Consider the following 14,335-nt stretch of genomic DNA (forward strand, 5'->3'; position numbering starts at 1 on the left):
ACGAGAGGAGGCGAGTGCCGTGCGGTTCACATCTTCCCAGCGCTCCCGTCCCCGCTGTCCCGGCGTGCTCGACGAGGTCTGACCGGGAGCGCTCCACGCAGTCCGCATCCCGGAGGAACCCCATGACCGATACGGTCATCCGCGCGCTCACCGCGAGCGACGCCACACTCTTCGACGCACACCCCGACCCGCTGGGCGCCCGTGAGGGTCACCGGCGTACCCGGTTCCGCCCCGACTGGCGGCGCGTCGCCCTGCGCGACGGCGAGGTCGTCGCACGCGGCGCCTGGTGGGGCGGGCCCGACGACACGGAGCCCGTCAACATCAACTGGTTCGACGTCGCCGAGGGGGAGGAGGAGGCCGGCGCCGAGCTCCTGCGCTCCGCCCCCTGGCAGGTCGAACTGGAGATCAACCTGCCCGGCGGCTGGCGGGACGATCCCGCCCTGCGCGCCGCCGCCGACGCCCGCTTCGCCGCGGCACGGGCCGCCGGGTACGAGCTACTGGTGGAACGCTTCCTTTACCGCTGGACCCCCGAGCGGGGTCTGCCCGAACGGCCCGGACGCCTGCGGTTCAGCCCCGAACCCGACGACGAGGTGTTCCGCGACGCGTTGCGCCGTATCCACTCCGTCACCCTGGACGCCCACGCGCTCCGGGCCATCGAGGAGGGCGGCCTCGACCGGGCCGCGCAGGAGGAACTCGACTTCTTCCACTGGTGCCCGTCCCCGCGTGAGTGGTGGCAGGTCGCGCACACCCCGGACGGTGACCTCGCCGGCATCCACATTCCGGCGCACAACCCCTCCGGCCCGACCATCGGGTTCATCGGGGTCGTCCCGGAACACCGAGGCCACGGCTACGCCTACGACCTCCTCGCCGAGTGCACCCACGTCCTCGTCGAGCAGGGCGCGGAGTCCGTCAGCGGAGCGACGGACCAGGGCAACTTCCCGATGGCCGCGAACTTCGGGAAGGCCGGTTTCCCCGTCGTGAGCGAACGCATCAACTTCCACCCGGCGGTTCCGGCGGTCTGACCGCCGGTGGCCGGGGGCGCGTCATTCTTCTGCCGCGCCCCCGGCCACCCACCGCAACAGATCACCCGGCCGGCAGTCGAGCACTTCGCAGAGCGCGGCGAGTGTCGCGAAGCGCACCGCATTGGCGCGGCCGTTCTTGAGGACGGCCAGGTTGGCGGGTGTGATGCCGACGCGGTCGGCGAACTCGCCCACGGACATCTTCCGCCGGGCCGGCATCACATCGATGTCGACGGCGATCGGCATCAGATCACCTCGTCCAGCTCGGCCTTCATCTGCGCCGCCTCGACGTCGCGGGCGACGGCCTGGGCGAGCAGCATCCGCAGTACGAGGACGATGAGCGCGACGCCCAGGATGCCCACGCCGATCCCGCCCATGATCACGGTGACGCCCGGGTCCTCCCGCTGGCCGGGCGCGTTGACGGCCGTGACCGCGAACCACACCAGGGCGGCCGCCACGATCGCGCCGATCACCCCGTCCACATAGTGGAAGGCGGCGTGGGAGAACACGGTTCCGCGTCGCACCATCGTCACCAGCCGCCATACGCAGACCAGGGCGACCTGCACCGCCACCATGCCCAGGATCGTGATCACGCGCAGCGGGGTCAGCGGGAGCGATCCGTCCTCGGGGTCGGTCCCGGACACCAGCACCCACACCATCGACGCCTGCACGAAGACGGTGCCGGCGAACATCACCACGAGCACGGCGCGCAGCGCACGCACGGCCAGCTTTCCCATGACCCGTCCTCCCATCGAGTTGCGATGGGAATCTATCGAGTTTCGATAGGTGAGGCAAGGTCGGCGCTCATCGTCAGTTGATGCACGCCATCCAGGCGGGGTGGTGGGAGCCGAGTCCCACGTACAGGGCGGCGCAGGCGTGACCGTTCTTCCCGGTCGCCTCGGTGACCTCGATGTACGAGTCCCGCTTGACCCTTCGGGTACTCGTCGTTGTGCCACGTCTTCTGGTTCGTGACCGTCAGACGGGCCTTGAAGGATTCTTGTTGCAGCTCTTCACCGAGGCGACGAACCGCCGTCGCACTTCTGGGTCTCGGCGAGGGCGGCCAGGGCGATGCCCGCTGCCGCGCTGGTCTTCAAGCGCAATGTGTCCCAAGGTGCAGTGGCCGGGAGGGCAGTCACCCCGGATCAGGCCGCGACGAGTCGTCCCGTGCGCACGGCGGCGGTGTAGCGGCGCAGCAGCAGCGCGGCCAGCTCGGGGGAGGGGCCGAGCACGCCGGCGAGGACGTCGGCCTCCGCCTCGCGGGCGCCCGCCGCGATCCGGTCCGGCAGCCGGCCGGGCGCGATGACGTACGGCGCCACCGCCACCCGCCGGCAGCCGAGCGCCCGCAGCTCCCGTACGGCGTCCTCCGTACGGGGCAGCGACGCGGAGGCGAACGCGGGTCGCACGGCGCACCAACCGGTGTGCCGCCACTCCCGCGCGATTTCTGCGATCACCGCGATCGCCTCCGGGTCCGTGGACCCCGCCGAGGCCAGTACGACCCCGGTCGAGGACTTGTCGGCGGGGCTCAGGCCCGCCTCGTACAGCCGGCGTTCGAGGCCCGCCAGCAGCAGGGGCGAGGGGCCGAGCACCTCCGCCTGGCGAACGCGCAGCCGGCGCGGCGCGTCCCGCAGCACAGCCGGGATGTCCGCCTTCGCGTGGAACGCGCGGGTCAGCAGCAGCGGCAGCGCCACCACGTCCTGGACGCCCTCCGCCGCCAGTGACTCCAGCACCCCCTGCACCGAGGGGATGTTGAAGTCCAGGAAGCCCGTCTCCACACGCAGCCCGGGCCGCATCGCCCGCACCCGCCGTACGAGGGCGTGCACGGTCGCGGCGTGCCGCGGGTCGCGGCTGCCGTGGGCGACGACGAGGAGGACGGGGCTGGGCATGGAGTCGGGCTCTTTCCGGTCTCTGGCTCTGTTCCTGTTCCGGCGTGCGGTTCGGTTCCGTCCCCGCTCTCAGCTCTTCACGAGCAGTCCGCGACCGCGCAGGACCCGGCGCTCCAGCGGACTGAAGATCAGCAGGTCGATGGCGATGCCGACCAGCAGGATGAGGAAGATGGCGAGGAACACGGTCGCCATGTCGATGTTGGTGCGGCCGTTCTCCAGCAACTGGCCGAGACCCACGCCGAGATCGGGGTGGTTGGCGATGATCTCCGCCGCCATCAGGGAGCGCCACGAGAACGCCCAGCCCTGCTTCAGCCCCGCCAGATAGCCGGGCAGCGCGGCCGGCATCACGATGTGCCAGGCGCCCTGGAGCCCGGTGGCGCCCATGGTGCGGCCCGCCCGCAGATACAGCGGCGGCACCTGGTCGATTCCGGAGACCAGCCCGTTGGCGATCGACGGGACCGCGCCGAGCAGGATCACCGTGTACATCATCTGGTCGCTCAGGCCCAGCCATACCACGGCCGGCGGCACCCACGCCACCGACGGCAGCGACTGCAGACCGGACAGGATCGGCCCGATCGCCGCCCGCACGAACCGCACCCGGGCGACCAGGATGCCCAGCGGGGTGCCGATCGCCAGCGCGATCAGGAAGCCGAACAGGCCGCGCGAGACGCTCGTCCAGATGTAGCCGAGCAGCTTGCCCTCCAGCCACGCCTGCTCCGCCGCGTCCCACACGGCGGACGGCGAGGGCAGCGTGCCCGGGTCGGTGACGATCCCGAACGAGATCAGGCCCTGCCACACCGCGAGGACCAGCACCACCGCGACGATCGGCGGCACGATCTTGGTGCGGAGGGTCTCGCCGAAGGAGGGCCGGCCCGTACCGGTCGTCTCCAGGGCGTCGAGACCCGCCTCCACCGCGCCGAGCCGGTCCTTGTCGGCGGCCGGCGCCTCGATGGTGTCCGTCGTCCTCGTCTCACTGCTGGCCATGACGGCGGATCTCCTCACGCAGAACATCGGTGATCTCCAGGGACAGCTCCGCCACCGGCGCGTCCTCGATACGGCGCGGCTGCGGGATGTCCACCCGCCACTCCCGGGCCACCCGGCCCGGACGCGAGGACAGCAGCACCACCCGCTGGGCGAGACGCACCGCCTCACGGACGTTGTGCGTCACGAAGAGGACGGAGAGCCGCGTCTCCTCCCAGATCCGGGTCAGCTCGTCGTGCAGCACGTCCCGGGTGATGGCGTCGAGCGCCGCGAACGGCTCGTCCATCAGCAGGAGCTTGCTCTCCTGGCCGAGCGCCCGCGCCAGTGCCACCCGCTGGCGCATACCGCCGGACAGCTCGTGCACCCGCTTGCCGTACGCGCCCTTCAGCCGGACGAGTTCGAGCAGGGCCTCGGCGCGCTCGCGCCGCTCGTTCTTCGGAACCCCCCTGAGCTTCAGGGCGAGTTCGATGTTCTTGCCCGCGGTCAGCCACGGGAACAGGGCGTGCTCCTGGAACATCAGGGCCGGGCGCCCGTCGGTGCTGATGCTGCCCTGGCTGGGCTTGTCGAGCCCGGCGACCAGGTTCAGCAGCGTCGACTTGCCGCAGCCCGAGGCCCCCAGGAGGGTGACGAACTCGCCCGGGGCGACATCGAGGGTGATGTCGTCGAGGACGAGCTGCTGCCCGGCGGGTCCTGCGAAGGACTTCGACACGTGCTCGATACGGGCGGCGTGCTCGACGGTCCCGACACCGTCGGCGGCCTTGGCGAGTGCGGTGGCCATGGTCGTCACCTCCTGGGAACTCAGCGGACTACGGTTACTTGACGCCGAGACCGGCGTCGTCGACCTCGGGCTCGCCCTCGGCCTTCAGGACCTTGTTGAGGATCGACAGGTCGTAGATGCCGTCCAGCAGCGGGTCCTTGAGCAGACCGGCCTTGACCGCGTGCTCCGCCTCGGTGTTGAGGGTGGAGGCCAGCGGGTCGTTGGTGAACTGGATCGACGTCCACGCCGGGTCGAGGACCTTGGCGTCCAGGGCCTTGCCCGAGTCCTCCTTCAGACGGGCGTTGGCGGCTTCCTTCGCCTTCTCCGTGTCGGAGTTGATGAAGGAGTTCGTCCTGACCGCGCCGCGCAGCACCGCCTCGACGACCTTCGGGTGCTCCTTCAGGAAGTCCTGCCGCACGATGATGTTCGTGATCACGAACTTCTTGTCCGGCCACAGGTCGGCCTCGTCCAGCAGCACCTTCGCGCCCTCGGCGACCAGCTTGGAAGCGGTCGGCTCCGGCACCCACGCGCCGTCGACGGAACCCGACTTGTAGGCGTCCGGGGTGATCTTGTTGTCGGTGCGGACCACCGAGACGTCGCCCTTGCCGCTCTCCGCGTCGACCTTCCAGCCCTGCTCGGCGATCCAGTTGAGGAAGGCCACGTCCTGGGTGTTGCCGAGCTGCGGGGTCGCGATGTTCTTGCCCTTGACGTCCTTCAGGGACTTGATCTTGTCCGGGTTCACCACGAGCTTCACACCGCCGGAGGCCGAACCGCCGATGATGCGCAGGCCCTTGCCCGCGGACTTGGTGTAGCCGTTGATCGCCGGGGAGGGGCCGATCCAGCCGATGTCGATCGACTTCGAGTTCAGCGCCTCGATCTCGGAGGGTCCGGCGTTGAAGATCGCGTACTCGGCCTTCGTGGCACCGAGCTCCTTCTGGAAGATGCCTTCCTGACGGCCGACCAGCGCCGTGGCGTGCGTCAGATTGCCGAAATAGCCGATCTTGACGGTGTCGAGACCCTCGATCTTCTTGGCCCCGGCGGCGACCTTGACGGTGTCGTCGTCCTTGGCCTGGGAGCCGTAGCCGCAGGCGGCGAGGGTGAGGAGGGGAAGCGTTGCGATGACCGCGACGGAGCGCCGGAAGGCGGATGAGCGGTTGGCAGGCACGGGAGGTGTTCCTCTCGGAGGCCCGGCGGTCACAGCCCCTCGGGGTGTGGCCGGGGAATCAGGAAAAGGGTCTTCGTCGCAACGGGGACGTCCGGTGGGGGGACGGGGCGCGCAAGCGGTGCGCGTACGTCAGCGCACACATCGGGCGACTCCGCCCTGCCCGCTGCCGACGGCGCCGCTGCCCACACGGCCGCCCTCCTTCGCGAACGTCGCGTAGTAGTCCACCGCGGTCATGTCAGAAGTCCCACCCGTCGTCCTCGGACTCGTCCTTGACGGGTTCCGGAGAGGCGAACGACTCGCCGACCATGCCGGCGGTCAGGGTCGTGCCGTCGGACGGGTCGATCAGGATGAACGAACCGGTGCGGCGCGAGTCGGCGTAGGAGTCGACCGGCAGCGCCTCGGCGGTGCGGATCTTGACCCGGCCGATGTCGTTGGCGACGAGCTGTCCCGGATGCGGGTGCAGGGACAGGTCGTCGAGCGTGAGCCGGGACGGGATGTCCTTGACGATCGCCTTCACCGTGCGGGTGCCGTGCTTGAGCAGCACCCGGTGGCCGACCGTCAGCGGCTGGTCGGCGACATGGCAGACCGTCGCCTCGATGTCCTGCGTCGTCGCGGGCGCGTCCTTGCTCGGCACGATCAGGTCGCCGCGCGAGATGTCGATGTCGTCCTCCAGCAGGAGCGTCACCGACTGCGGGGTGTAGGCGACATCGACCGGCTTGCCCAGCAGGTCGATACCGGCGACCCGCGTCGCCCGACCGGACGGCAGCACCGTCACCGGGTCGCCCACCCGGAACGTGCCGGCGGCGATCTGACCGGCGTAGCCCCGGTAGTCCGGGTGCTCGGCGGTCTGCGGACGGATCACGTACTGCACGGGCAGCCGGGCGTGGCAGTGCGCCAGGTCGTGGCTGACCGGCACGGTCTCCAGGTGCTCCAGGACCGTCGGACCGCCGTACCAGTCCATGTTCGCGGACGGCTCCACCACGTTGTCCCCGGCGAGCGCCGAGATCGGGATCGCGGTGACCTCGGGGACGCCCAGTTCGGTCGCGTACGCCGTGAACTCCTCGGCGATGGCCGCGAAGACCCGCTCCTCGTACGCGACGAGGTCCATCTTGTTGACGGCGAGCACCACGTGCGGGACGCGCAGCAGCGCGGCGATCGCGGCGTGCCGGCGGGTCTGCTCGACGACGCCGTTGCGGGCGTCGACCAGGATCACCGTCAGCTCGGCGGTGGAGGCACCCGTCACCATGTTGCGGGTGTACTGCACATGGCCGGGGGTGTCGGCGAGGATGAACCGGCGCTTGGCCGTGGCGAAGTAGCGGTACGCCACGTCGATGGTGATGCCCTGCTCCCGCTCGGCCCGCAGACCGTCGGTGAGCAGCGCGAGGTCCGGGCCCTCCTGGCCGCGGCTCGCCGAGGCGCGCTCCACGGCCTCCAGCTGGTCGGTGAGGACCGACTTGGAGTCGTGCAGCAGCCGGCCGACGAGGGTGGACTTGCCGTCGTCGACGGAACCGGCGGTGGCGAACCGCAGCAGGGTCGTGGCCGAGAGCTCCTCGGCGGTGATCGTGCTCATGCTTAGAAGTACCCCTCGCGCTTGCGGTCTTCCATCGCGGCCTCGGACAGCTTGTCGTCGGCGCGGGTGGCGCCCCGCTCGGTGAGCCGGGACGCGGCGATCTCGGTGATGACCTGCTCCAGCGTCACCGCGTCGGAGTCGACCGCGCCGGTGCAGGACATGTCACCCACGGTCCGGTAGCGGATGAGCCGCTTCTCGACGGTCTCGCCCTCCTTCGGGCCGCCCCACTCGCCGGCGGTCAGCCACATCCCGGCCCGCTGGAACACCTCACGCTCGTGCGCGAAGTAGATCTCCGGCAGTTCGATGCCCTCGCGTGCGATGTACTGCCAGACGTCCAGCTCGGTCCAGTTGGACAGCGGGAAGACGCGGACGTGCTCGCCGGGCGCGTGGCGGCCGTTGTAGAGCTGCCACAGCTCGGGGCGCTGGCGGCGCGGGTCCCACTGGGAGAACTCGTCGCGCAGCGAGAACACCCGTTCCTTGGCGCGGGCCTTCTCCTCGTCGCGACGGCCGCCGCCGAAGACCGCGTCGAACTTCTCCGACTGGATCTTCTCGGTCAGCGGCACCGTCTGCAGCGGGTTGCGGGTGCCGTCGGGGCGCTCCCTGAGGACCCCGCGGTCGATGTAGTCCTGGACCGACGCCACGTGCAGCCGCAGGTTGTGCTTGGCCACCGTGCGGTCCCGGTACTCGATGACCTCGGGGAAGTTGTGGCCGGTGTCGACGTGCAGCAGGGAGAAGGGGACCGCCGCCGGGGCGAACGCCTTCAGCGCCAGGTGCAGCATGACGATGGAGTCCTTGCCGCCGGAGAACAGGATCACCGGCCGCTCGAACTCGCCCGCCACCTCACGGAAGATGTGGACGGCCTCGGACTCCAGCGCGTCCAGGTGGGAGAGGGTGTACGGGGTGCCGGTGCCCTCGGACACGGCCGCGACGGTCGTCGTCATGCCAGACCCCTCTCGATGAGCAGCTTGTGGACCAGCGCCGCGGACTCCTGGACCGTCTGGTCCTGCGACTCGATGCGCAGATCCGGGTCGACGGGCGCCTCGTACGGGTCGTCGACACCGGTCAGCCCGGAGATCTCGCCCGCCGCCTGCTTGGCGTACAGCCCCTTCACATCACGTACCGAGCACACCTCGACCGGAGTGGCCACGTGGATCTCCAGGTAGGCGGCGCCGCTCGCCTCGTGCCGCTTGCGCACCGCCTCGCGGCTGTCGGCGTACGGCGCGATGACCGGGACCAGCACCTTGACGCCGTTGCGGGCGAGCAGATCGGCGAGGAAGCCGATGCGCTGCACGTTGGTGTGCCGGTCGGCGCGGCTGAAGCCGAGGCCGGCGGTGAGGAACTCGCGGATCTCGTCGCCGTCGAGCACCTCGACGAGGTGGCCCTCCGCGCGCAGCCGGCTCGCCAGCTCGTACGCGATGGTGGTCTTGCCGGCGCTCGGCAGACCCGTGAGCCAGACGGTGGCTCCGGTCGTCACTTGGTTCTCCTGGTTCGTCACGGGCACGGGCACGGTCGCGGTCACAGGTGCAGCCCGCACTCGGTCTTGGCGCTGCCGGCCCAGCGGCCGGCGCGCGCGTCCTCGCCGGGGGCGACGCGGCGGGTGCAGGGGGCGCAGCCCACGGAGGCGTAGCCGTCCATGAGCAGCGGGTTGGTGAGCACCCCGTGCTCGGCGACGTAGGCGTCCACGTCGTCCTGCGTCCAGCGGGCGATCGGGGCGATCTTGACTTTGCCCCGCTTCTCGTCCCAGGCGACGACCGGGGTGTTCGCCCGGGTCGGGGACTCGTCGCGGCGCAGGCCGGTCGCCCATGCGTCGAAGCGGGCGAGGCCCTCTTCGAGCGGCTTGACCTTGCGCAGGAAGCAGCACAGGTCCGGGTCGCGGTCGTGCAGCTTCGGACCGTACTCGGCGTCCTGCTCGGCGACCGTCCGGCGCGGGGTGATCGTGATGACGTTGACGTCCATCACGGCCTCGACCGCGTCCCGGGTGCCGATGGTCTCGGGGAAGTGGTAGCCGGTGTCGAGGAACACCACGTCCACGCCGGGCCGGGCCCGGGAGGCGAGGTGCGCGACCACGGCGTCCTCCATGGAGGAGGTCACGCAGAAGCGGTTGCCGAAGGTGTCCACGGCCCACTGGAGGATCTCCAGCGCCGAGGCGTCCTCCAGATCACGGCCGGCCTGCTCGGCGAGCGCCTTGAGTTCGGCGCGCCGGGCGTCATCGGGACCGGCCGTCGTGTCGTCGTCGCTCAGTGGGGCGGATGTGTCGCCATCCGCCTGAACGGTCGTCATATGTGATCCCCTCCGCTGTCGGCTCGCTGAAGCCCCCGGGCCAGCAGCCCGAGGAACTTCACCTGGAAGGCTCGATTGCAGGCCCCGCATTCCCACGCGCCGTGGCCCTCTTCGTTCGGGCGCAGGTCCTCGTCACCGCAGTAGGGGCAGTAGAACGGCGCGGCTCGCTCGCTCATGACAGGGACTCCTCGCCGGCCCGGGCCACCCAGGTGGCGAACCGCTCGCCGTCCTTGCGCTCCTCCTGGAAGCGCCTGAGGACCCGCTCGACGTAGTCGGGAAGTTCCTCCGAGGTGACCTTCAGACCGCGCACCTTGCGGCCGAACCCGGCCTCCAGGCCGAGCGCGCCGCCCAGGTGCACCTGGAAGCCCTCGACCTGCTCGCCCTGCTCGTTGAGGACGAGCTGTCCCTTGAGACCGATGTCCGCCACCTGGATACGCGCGCAGGCGTTGGGGCAGCCGTTGATGTTGATGGTGAGCGGCTCGTCGAAGTCCGGGAGACGGCGCTCCAGTTCGTCGATCAGGGAGGAGCCGCGGGCCTTGGTCTCGACGATCGCGAGCTTGCAGTACTCGATGCCGGTGCAGGCCATCGTGCCGCGCCGGAACGGCGACGGGTTCACCGTGAGGTCCAGCGCCTCCAGCCCCGCGACGAGCGAGTCGACCTGGTCCTCGGTGACGTCGAGCACGATCATCTTCTGCTCGACGGTGGTGCTGACGCGGCCGGAGCCGTGGGCCTCGGCGAGGTCGGCGATCTTCGTCAGGGTGGTGCCGTCGACCCGGCCGACGCGCGGGGCGAACCCGACGTAGTAGCGGCCGTCCTTCTGCGGGTGCACACCGACGTGGTCGCGCCAGCGCTCCACGGGCTGGTCGGGGGCGGGCCCGTCGACCAGCTTCCGCTTGAGGTACTCGTCCTCCAGGACCTGGCGGAACTTCTCGGTGCCCCAGTCGGCGAGCAGGAACTTCAGCCGGGCGCGGGTGCGGAGCCGCCGGTAGCCGTAGTCGCGGAAGATGGAGATGACGCCCTCGTACACGTCGGCGACCTCGTCCAGCGGCACCCATGTGCCGAGCCGCTGCCCGATCTTGGGGTTGGTGGACAGACCGCCGCCGACCCACAGGTCGAAGCCGGGGCCGTGCTCCGGGTGGCGGACGCCGACGAAGGCGATGTCGTTGATCTCGTGCGCCACGTCGAGCAGCGGCGAACCGGAGATCGCGGACTTGAACTTGCGGGGCAGGTTCGAGAAGGCCTTGTTGCCGATGATCCGCCGCTGGATCTCCTCCATGGCGGGCGTGCCGTCGATGATCTCGTCCGCGGCGATACCGGCGACCGGGGAGCCGATGATCACACGCGGGGTGTCACCGCAGGCCTCGGTCGTGGACAGCCCCACGGCCTCCAGCCGCTCCCAGATCTCGGGCACGTCCTCGACCCGGATCCAGTGGTACTGCACGTTCTGCCGGTCGGTGATGTCGGCGGTGCCCCGCGCGAACTCCTGCGAGATCTCACCGATCACCCGCAGCTGCCGCGTGGTGAGACGGCCGCCGTCGATGCGCACCCGCAGCATGAAGTACTTGTCGTCCAGCTCCTCCGGCTCCAGGATCGCGGTCTTGCCGCCGTCGATCCCGGGCTTGCGCTGGGTGTAGAGACCCCACCAGCGCATCCGGCCACGCAGGTCGTTCGGGTCGATCGAGTCGAAGCCGCGCTTCGAGTAGATCGTCTCAATGCGTGTCCGCACATTGAGACCGTCGTCGTCCTTCTTGAACTGCTCGTTGCCGTTGAGCGGGGTGAAATGTCCGGCGGCCCACTGTCCTTCGCCACGGTGACGGCTCACCTTGCGGCGGGGCGTGGCGGAGTTCTGCGGGGTGGCGGCCATGGTTTTACGTCCTTCGGGACAGGCGATTTGACGTGCGCGTACGCGCACAGGCGGGCACACCGGCAGCGGTGTGCGGCGCCTGCGCGTCCTTGCGCTGGCTGATACAGAGGAGGGGGTGCGGCGCTGTTGCCCGGGGTCGTCTCGACCCCTCGCGGTCGGGGCGTCAGCTCACCGGACAGATGGCGCTGGACATGCGGCCGAGGTCGACGTGCCGCCGACTCACCAAGGCAATTCCAGTTCCAGACATGACGGAAGCGTGTCACGGCTCTTTAGACCGAGTCCACCTTCATCCATATACCGGACAGGGATGTCTCGAATTCCGAGACGATGTGATGTGGGTCATGACGTCCGGGGCAGTGCCCCCGGCCAGGGTCCCGGCGTCGGTACGTCCGGCTCCTCCGTCACCTCGGTGTGGAACAGCCTGAACCCGCGCCGCTGGTAGTTCTCCATCGCGTGCTCGCCGTCCCTGCTGCACGTGTGCAGCCACACCCGCTTGGTCGGCGGCAGCGTGGGCCACCGCTCGGCGAGGTCCCAGGCCCGGGCCGTGCCGTACGACAGGAGATGCCCGCCGATGCGCCGGCCCCGGAAGGCCGGGATCAGCCCGAAGTACACGATCTCCACGGCTCCGCCGTCCTGCGGGTCCAACTCCACGTATCCCGCGGGCGTGCCCCGGTCGTAGGCGACCCAGGTCTCCACACCGGGCCGCCCGAGGTGCTCCTGCCAGCGGGCGTACGACCACGACAGCCGGTCGATCCACAGGATGTCGCCGCCGACGGACGCGTACAGGAAGCGGCTGAACTCGGGGGAGGGCACGTCGGCGCGGACGATGCGCACGTCGTCGCCCGCGGGCGCGGCGGCGGGCAGGAGGTCGCTCGGGGACGTCTGCTCCAGGGACCAGGTGGTGACGGTGCTGCGGCTGCTCATACGGTCAGGGAATCACGGGGGTCGGGCCGCGACCAAGACCGGTCCCGACCATCGGACGTCACCGGGCGGCCGGCACCCTGCGGGGACGAGCCCCTGACACAGGTGAGGGCCCGCCCCGAGGACGGACCCTCTGGTATCCCGCCGGCGGCATGATCCAGACGACGGGCCCTGGCTAGTCGAGCGCGCCGTCGATGTCCGACAGCTTCACCGCGTACAGCGCCCGCTCGGGGATGGGAGCGGTGAGCGTCCACAGCTCGCCGGTCTCGGGGGAGTAGGAGAGGGAGCCGCCGTGCAGCCCCCAGCAGGCGTGCGACTGGTGCTCCGAGGTGCCGTCCGTGCAGGTGGCGGCACGCGCCCCCGCCTCGTCCTGCCGCCACACCGTGCCGTGCTGCCCCGGCTTCGCGGCGGCCTGGCCGACATACCAGCTCCCGTCGTGGGACAGGACGCCCCGGACACCGGTCGCCTTCGTCTCGTACGCCTCGTCGGGCTCGACCTCGCCCTGCCGCCCGGTGGTGCCGAGCAGCCCGGCCCGGTCGGAGACGGTGTCGAGGTGGTACCGCCACACCCGGGCCGGTGTTCCGCTGCCCCGGCCGAACGACTCGTTCGCCACGATGCTGGCCGGGGTCGACGTCCGGTCGAGCGAGACGGAGGCGAGACAGGGCACCCCGTCGTTGCCGCGTGCGTCGCAGAGGTCGCCCGAGGCGGGGCTGTAGGAGGCGACCGCGGGCAGCACATACCGGTAGCGGTGGGCGGAGAAGCCCTGGTCTACCTTGCCGATCGCGTCGCTGTCGGTGACGTCGGCGCGCAGGAAGCGGTCGAGGTCGAAGACGAAGAGGGAGTCGTCACGGTCACCGCTGTTCAGCGGATTCCGGGCGGTGACGATCAGCTTGTTCTCGTACCAGGCCATCCCGCCGAGCCGGGAACGCACCGCCTTCAGACCCTTGCCGTCGGCCTGCGGGACGACGAGCAGCACCCAGCGGTACTTCAGGTCCGCCGGGTCGCTCGCGTCGACGAAGGCGACCCTGGCGAGCCCCTCCTCGCCGGCCGTCGTGGCGGCGTGGGTCCAGCCGGAGACGATGACCTTGTTGTCGCGGGAGGTGGTGACCGACCGGGGCCGCCATCTGTCGTCGACCGCGTCCCGGGGCTCCCAGCAGTACGCCCGCGCGGCCTTCGGCGCGACCGGGAGGACGCCCTTCTCGGTGATGTAGCAGTCGCCCTCGTCCCGCATCTCGTGGTTGGCGCTGCGCAGCACCTCGTCGACGCCGACCCGGCCCCCCATCTCACCGGTGAGGGTCTCCAGGGCCCGTCGATCGGTCAGGTTCTCCTTGAGCCGGAGTTCGCGCAGCTCGGCGGCCGAGCCGACCGGCGACAGCCTGCCCGGTGTCTTCCCACCCGCCGCCTGGGACGTGCTGATCAGCGTGGCCGCCGCCGTGAGCGCCAGCGCGGTCCCCGCGAGGGACGCGCGCAGCGCACGCCCCCTTCTGCGCCGTCGGTGCCTACCGCGATGCTTCATCACAACCTCCCGGGCGGCCAACTGCTCCCTGTGATCAGGACCTTGACGGAGGGACAGGTGGGGTGGCCTGGAAGCGATGCTACGGCAGTGGGGCACGTGTCATACCGAGGACGCGGGAAATGCAGGGAGAACCCTCACCCGGGGGCCATGATCCGTTCACCCGCCCGACGTCGGCCTGGTGCCGCAACAGGCAACGTTCGCCCCGTCGCGACGCCCGGCACGCCGAGAACACGCACCGGACGCCCCTCCTTGACGGGCAGACGTTGCCTGCCGCGGGACAACCCCTAGAAGGCTGATGAAGATCTTGGGTTCTGGCCCTGCCGCGTCAGCGGCAGGGCCAGACTCGTCATGTGGCGATGGGTGAGTGGGTCGGTGAGAC

16 protein-coding genes are annotated in these 14,335 nt (G+C 70.4%); 1 reads left to right on the plus strand and 15 read right to left on the minus strand.

Annotation, left to right across the window (positions count from 1 at the left end; translation table 11 throughout):
- Positions 1-122: 122 nt before the first annotated feature.
- Complete coding sequence (locus AC067N_RS35400; RefSeq protein ID WP_478683045.1) at positions 123-1,022, plus strand: GNAT family N-acetyltransferase; 900 nt, start codon at positions 123-125, stop codon at positions 1,020-1,022.
- Positions 1,023-1,043: 21 nt separating this feature from the next.
- Here the strand turns inward: AC067N_RS35400 and AC067N_RS35405 are convergent, their stop codons facing one another.
- From AC067N_RS35405 to AC067N_RS35475, 15 genes are all read right to left on the minus strand, one after another.
- Complete coding sequence (locus tag AC067N_RS35405; RefSeq protein ID WP_478683046.1) at positions 1,044-1,265, minus strand: helix-turn-helix domain-containing protein; 222 nt, start codon at positions 1,263-1,265, stop codon at positions 1,044-1,046.
- Positions 1,265-1,756, minus strand: coding sequence for a DUF2975 domain-containing protein (locus tag AC067N_RS35410; protein WP_478683047.1), 492 nt, complete (start codon positions 1,754-1,756; stop codon positions 1,265-1,267). Before AC067N_RS35410 ends, AC067N_RS35405 begins: the two co-directional genes overlap by 1 nt.
- Positions 1,757-2,161: 405 nt before the next feature.
- A complete protein-coding gene (locus AC067N_RS35415; protein ID WP_478683048.1) occupies positions 2,162-2,902 on the minus strand; it encodes a sirohydrochlorin chelatase in 741 nt (246 codons plus the stop codon).
- 69 nt (positions 2,903-2,971) lie between these two features.
- Positions 2,972-3,886: an ABC transporter permease gene (locus AC067N_RS35420; protein WP_478683049.1), complete on the minus strand. Its 915-nt coding sequence runs from the start codon at positions 3,884-3,886 to the stop codon at positions 2,972-2,974.
- Positions 3,873-4,661, minus strand: a complete 789-nt coding sequence (locus tag AC067N_RS35425; protein ID WP_468080198.1) for an ABC transporter ATP-binding protein — start codon at positions 4,659-4,661, stop codon at positions 3,873-3,875. Before AC067N_RS35425 ends, AC067N_RS35420 begins: the two co-directional genes overlap by 14 nt.
- A gap of 34 nt (positions 4,662-4,695) precedes the next feature.
- Complete coding sequence (locus AC067N_RS35430) at positions 4,696-5,805, minus strand: aliphatic sulfonate ABC transporter substrate-binding protein (protein WP_478683050.1); 1,110 nt, start codon at positions 5,803-5,805, stop codon at positions 4,696-4,698.
- Positions 5,806-6,040: 235 nt separating this feature from the next.
- The gene (locus AC067N_RS35435) at positions 6,041-7,375 is read right to left on the minus strand and encodes a sulfate adenylyltransferase subunit 1 (RefSeq protein WP_478683051.1); all 1,335 of its coding nucleotides are present in this window, start codon (positions 7,373-7,375) and stop codon (positions 6,041-6,043) included.
- Positions 7,376-7,377: 2 nt separating this feature from the next.
- Positions 7,378-8,316: a sulfate adenylyltransferase subunit CysD gene (gene cysD / locus AC067N_RS35440; RefSeq protein ID WP_478683052.1), complete on the minus strand. Its 939-nt coding sequence runs from the start codon at positions 8,314-8,316 to the stop codon at positions 7,378-7,380.
- Positions 8,313-8,849, minus strand: a complete 537-nt coding sequence (gene cysC / locus AC067N_RS35445; protein WP_478683053.1) for an adenylyl-sulfate kinase — start codon at positions 8,847-8,849, stop codon at positions 8,313-8,315. The genes cysD and cysC overlap by 4 nt, the downstream gene beginning before the upstream one ends.
- Before the next feature lie 41 nt (positions 8,850-8,890).
- Positions 8,891-9,655, minus strand: a complete 765-nt coding sequence (locus AC067N_RS35450) for a phosphoadenylyl-sulfate reductase (RefSeq protein ID WP_478683054.1) — start codon at positions 9,653-9,655, stop codon at positions 8,891-8,893.
- The gene (locus tag AC067N_RS35455) at positions 9,652-9,831 is read right to left on the minus strand and encodes a hypothetical protein (protein ID WP_055521679.1); all 180 of its coding nucleotides are present in this window, start codon (positions 9,829-9,831) and stop codon (positions 9,652-9,654) included. The genes AC067N_RS35450 and AC067N_RS35455 overlap by 4 nt, the downstream gene beginning before the upstream one ends.
- The gene (locus tag AC067N_RS35460) at positions 9,828-11,519 is read right to left on the minus strand and encodes a nitrite/sulfite reductase (protein WP_478683055.1); all 1,692 of its coding nucleotides are present in this window, start codon (positions 11,517-11,519) and stop codon (positions 9,828-9,830) included. Before AC067N_RS35460 ends, AC067N_RS35455 begins: the two co-directional genes overlap by 4 nt.
- Positions 11,520-11,682: 163 nt before the next feature.
- On the minus strand, positions 11,683-11,766 hold the full coding sequence (locus AC067N_RS35465; protein WP_309474722.1) for a putative leader peptide: 84 nt from the start codon (positions 11,764-11,766) through the stop codon (positions 11,683-11,685).
- A 92-nt stretch (positions 11,767-11,858) separates the two neighbouring features.
- A complete protein-coding gene (locus AC067N_RS35470; RefSeq protein ID WP_478683056.1) occupies positions 11,859-12,443 on the minus strand; it encodes a GNAT family N-acetyltransferase in 585 nt (194 codons plus the stop codon).
- Positions 12,444-12,615: 172 nt separating this feature from the next.
- Positions 12,616-13,956, minus strand: a complete 1,341-nt coding sequence (locus AC067N_RS35475; RefSeq protein ID WP_478683057.1) for a hypothetical protein — start codon at positions 13,954-13,956, stop codon at positions 12,616-12,618.
- Positions 13,957-14,335 lie beyond the last annotated feature (379 nt).

The sequence above is a fragment of the Streptomyces sp. NPDC042364 genome (genome assembly GCF_056437585.1).

Excerpts from the sequence above, each read along its gene's own strand:
- AC067N_RS35400 (WP_478683045.1), top strand. The coding sequence starts at position 123 with ATGACCGATACGGTCATCCGCGCGCTCACCGCGAGCGACGCCACACTC.
- AC067N_RS35405 (WP_478683046.1), bottom strand. The coding sequence starts at position 1,265 with ATGCCGATCGCCGTCGACATCGATGTGATGCCGGCCCGGCGGAAGATG.
- AC067N_RS35410 (WP_478683047.1), bottom strand. The coding sequence starts at position 1,756 with ATGGGAAAGCTGGCCGTGCGTGCGCTGCGCGCCGTGCTCGTGGTGATG.
- AC067N_RS35415 (WP_478683048.1), bottom strand. The coding sequence starts at position 2,902 with ATGCCCAGCCCCGTCCTCCTCGTCGTCGCCCACGGCAGCCGCGACCCG.
- AC067N_RS35420 (WP_478683049.1), bottom strand. The coding sequence starts at position 3,886 with ATGGCCAGCAGTGAGACGAGGACGACGGACACCATCGAGGCGCCGGCC.
- AC067N_RS35425 (WP_468080198.1), bottom strand. The coding sequence starts at position 4,661 with ATGGCCACCGCACTCGCCAAGGCCGCCGACGGTGTCGGGACCGTCGAG.
- AC067N_RS35435 (WP_478683051.1), bottom strand. The coding sequence starts at position 7,375 with ATGAGCACGATCACCGCCGAGGAGCTCTCGGCCACGACCCTGCTGCGG.
- cysD (WP_478683052.1), bottom strand. The coding sequence starts at position 8,316 with ATGACGACGACCGTCGCGGCCGTGTCCGAGGGCACCGGCACCCCGTAC.
- AC067N_RS35450 (WP_478683054.1), bottom strand. The coding sequence starts at position 9,655 with ATGACGACCGTTCAGGCGGATGGCGACACATCCGCCCCACTGAGCGAC.
- AC067N_RS35455 (WP_055521679.1), bottom strand. The coding sequence starts at position 9,831 with ATGAGCGAGCGAGCCGCGCCGTTCTACTGCCCCTACTGCGGTGACGAG.
- AC067N_RS35460 (WP_478683055.1), bottom strand. The coding sequence starts at position 11,519 with ATGGCCGCCACCCCGCAGAACTCCGCCACGCCCCGCCGCAAGGTGAGC.
- AC067N_RS35465 (WP_309474722.1), bottom strand. The coding sequence starts at position 11,766 with ATGTCTGGAACTGGAATTGCCTTGGTGAGTCGGCGGCACGTCGACCTC.
- AC067N_RS35470 (WP_478683056.1), bottom strand. The coding sequence starts at position 12,443 with ATGAGCAGCCGCAGCACCGTCACCACCTGGTCCCTGGAGCAGACGTCC.
- AC067N_RS35475 (WP_478683057.1), bottom strand. The coding sequence starts at position 13,956 with ATGAAGCATCGCGGTAGGCACCGACGGCGCAGAAGGGGGCGTGCGCTG.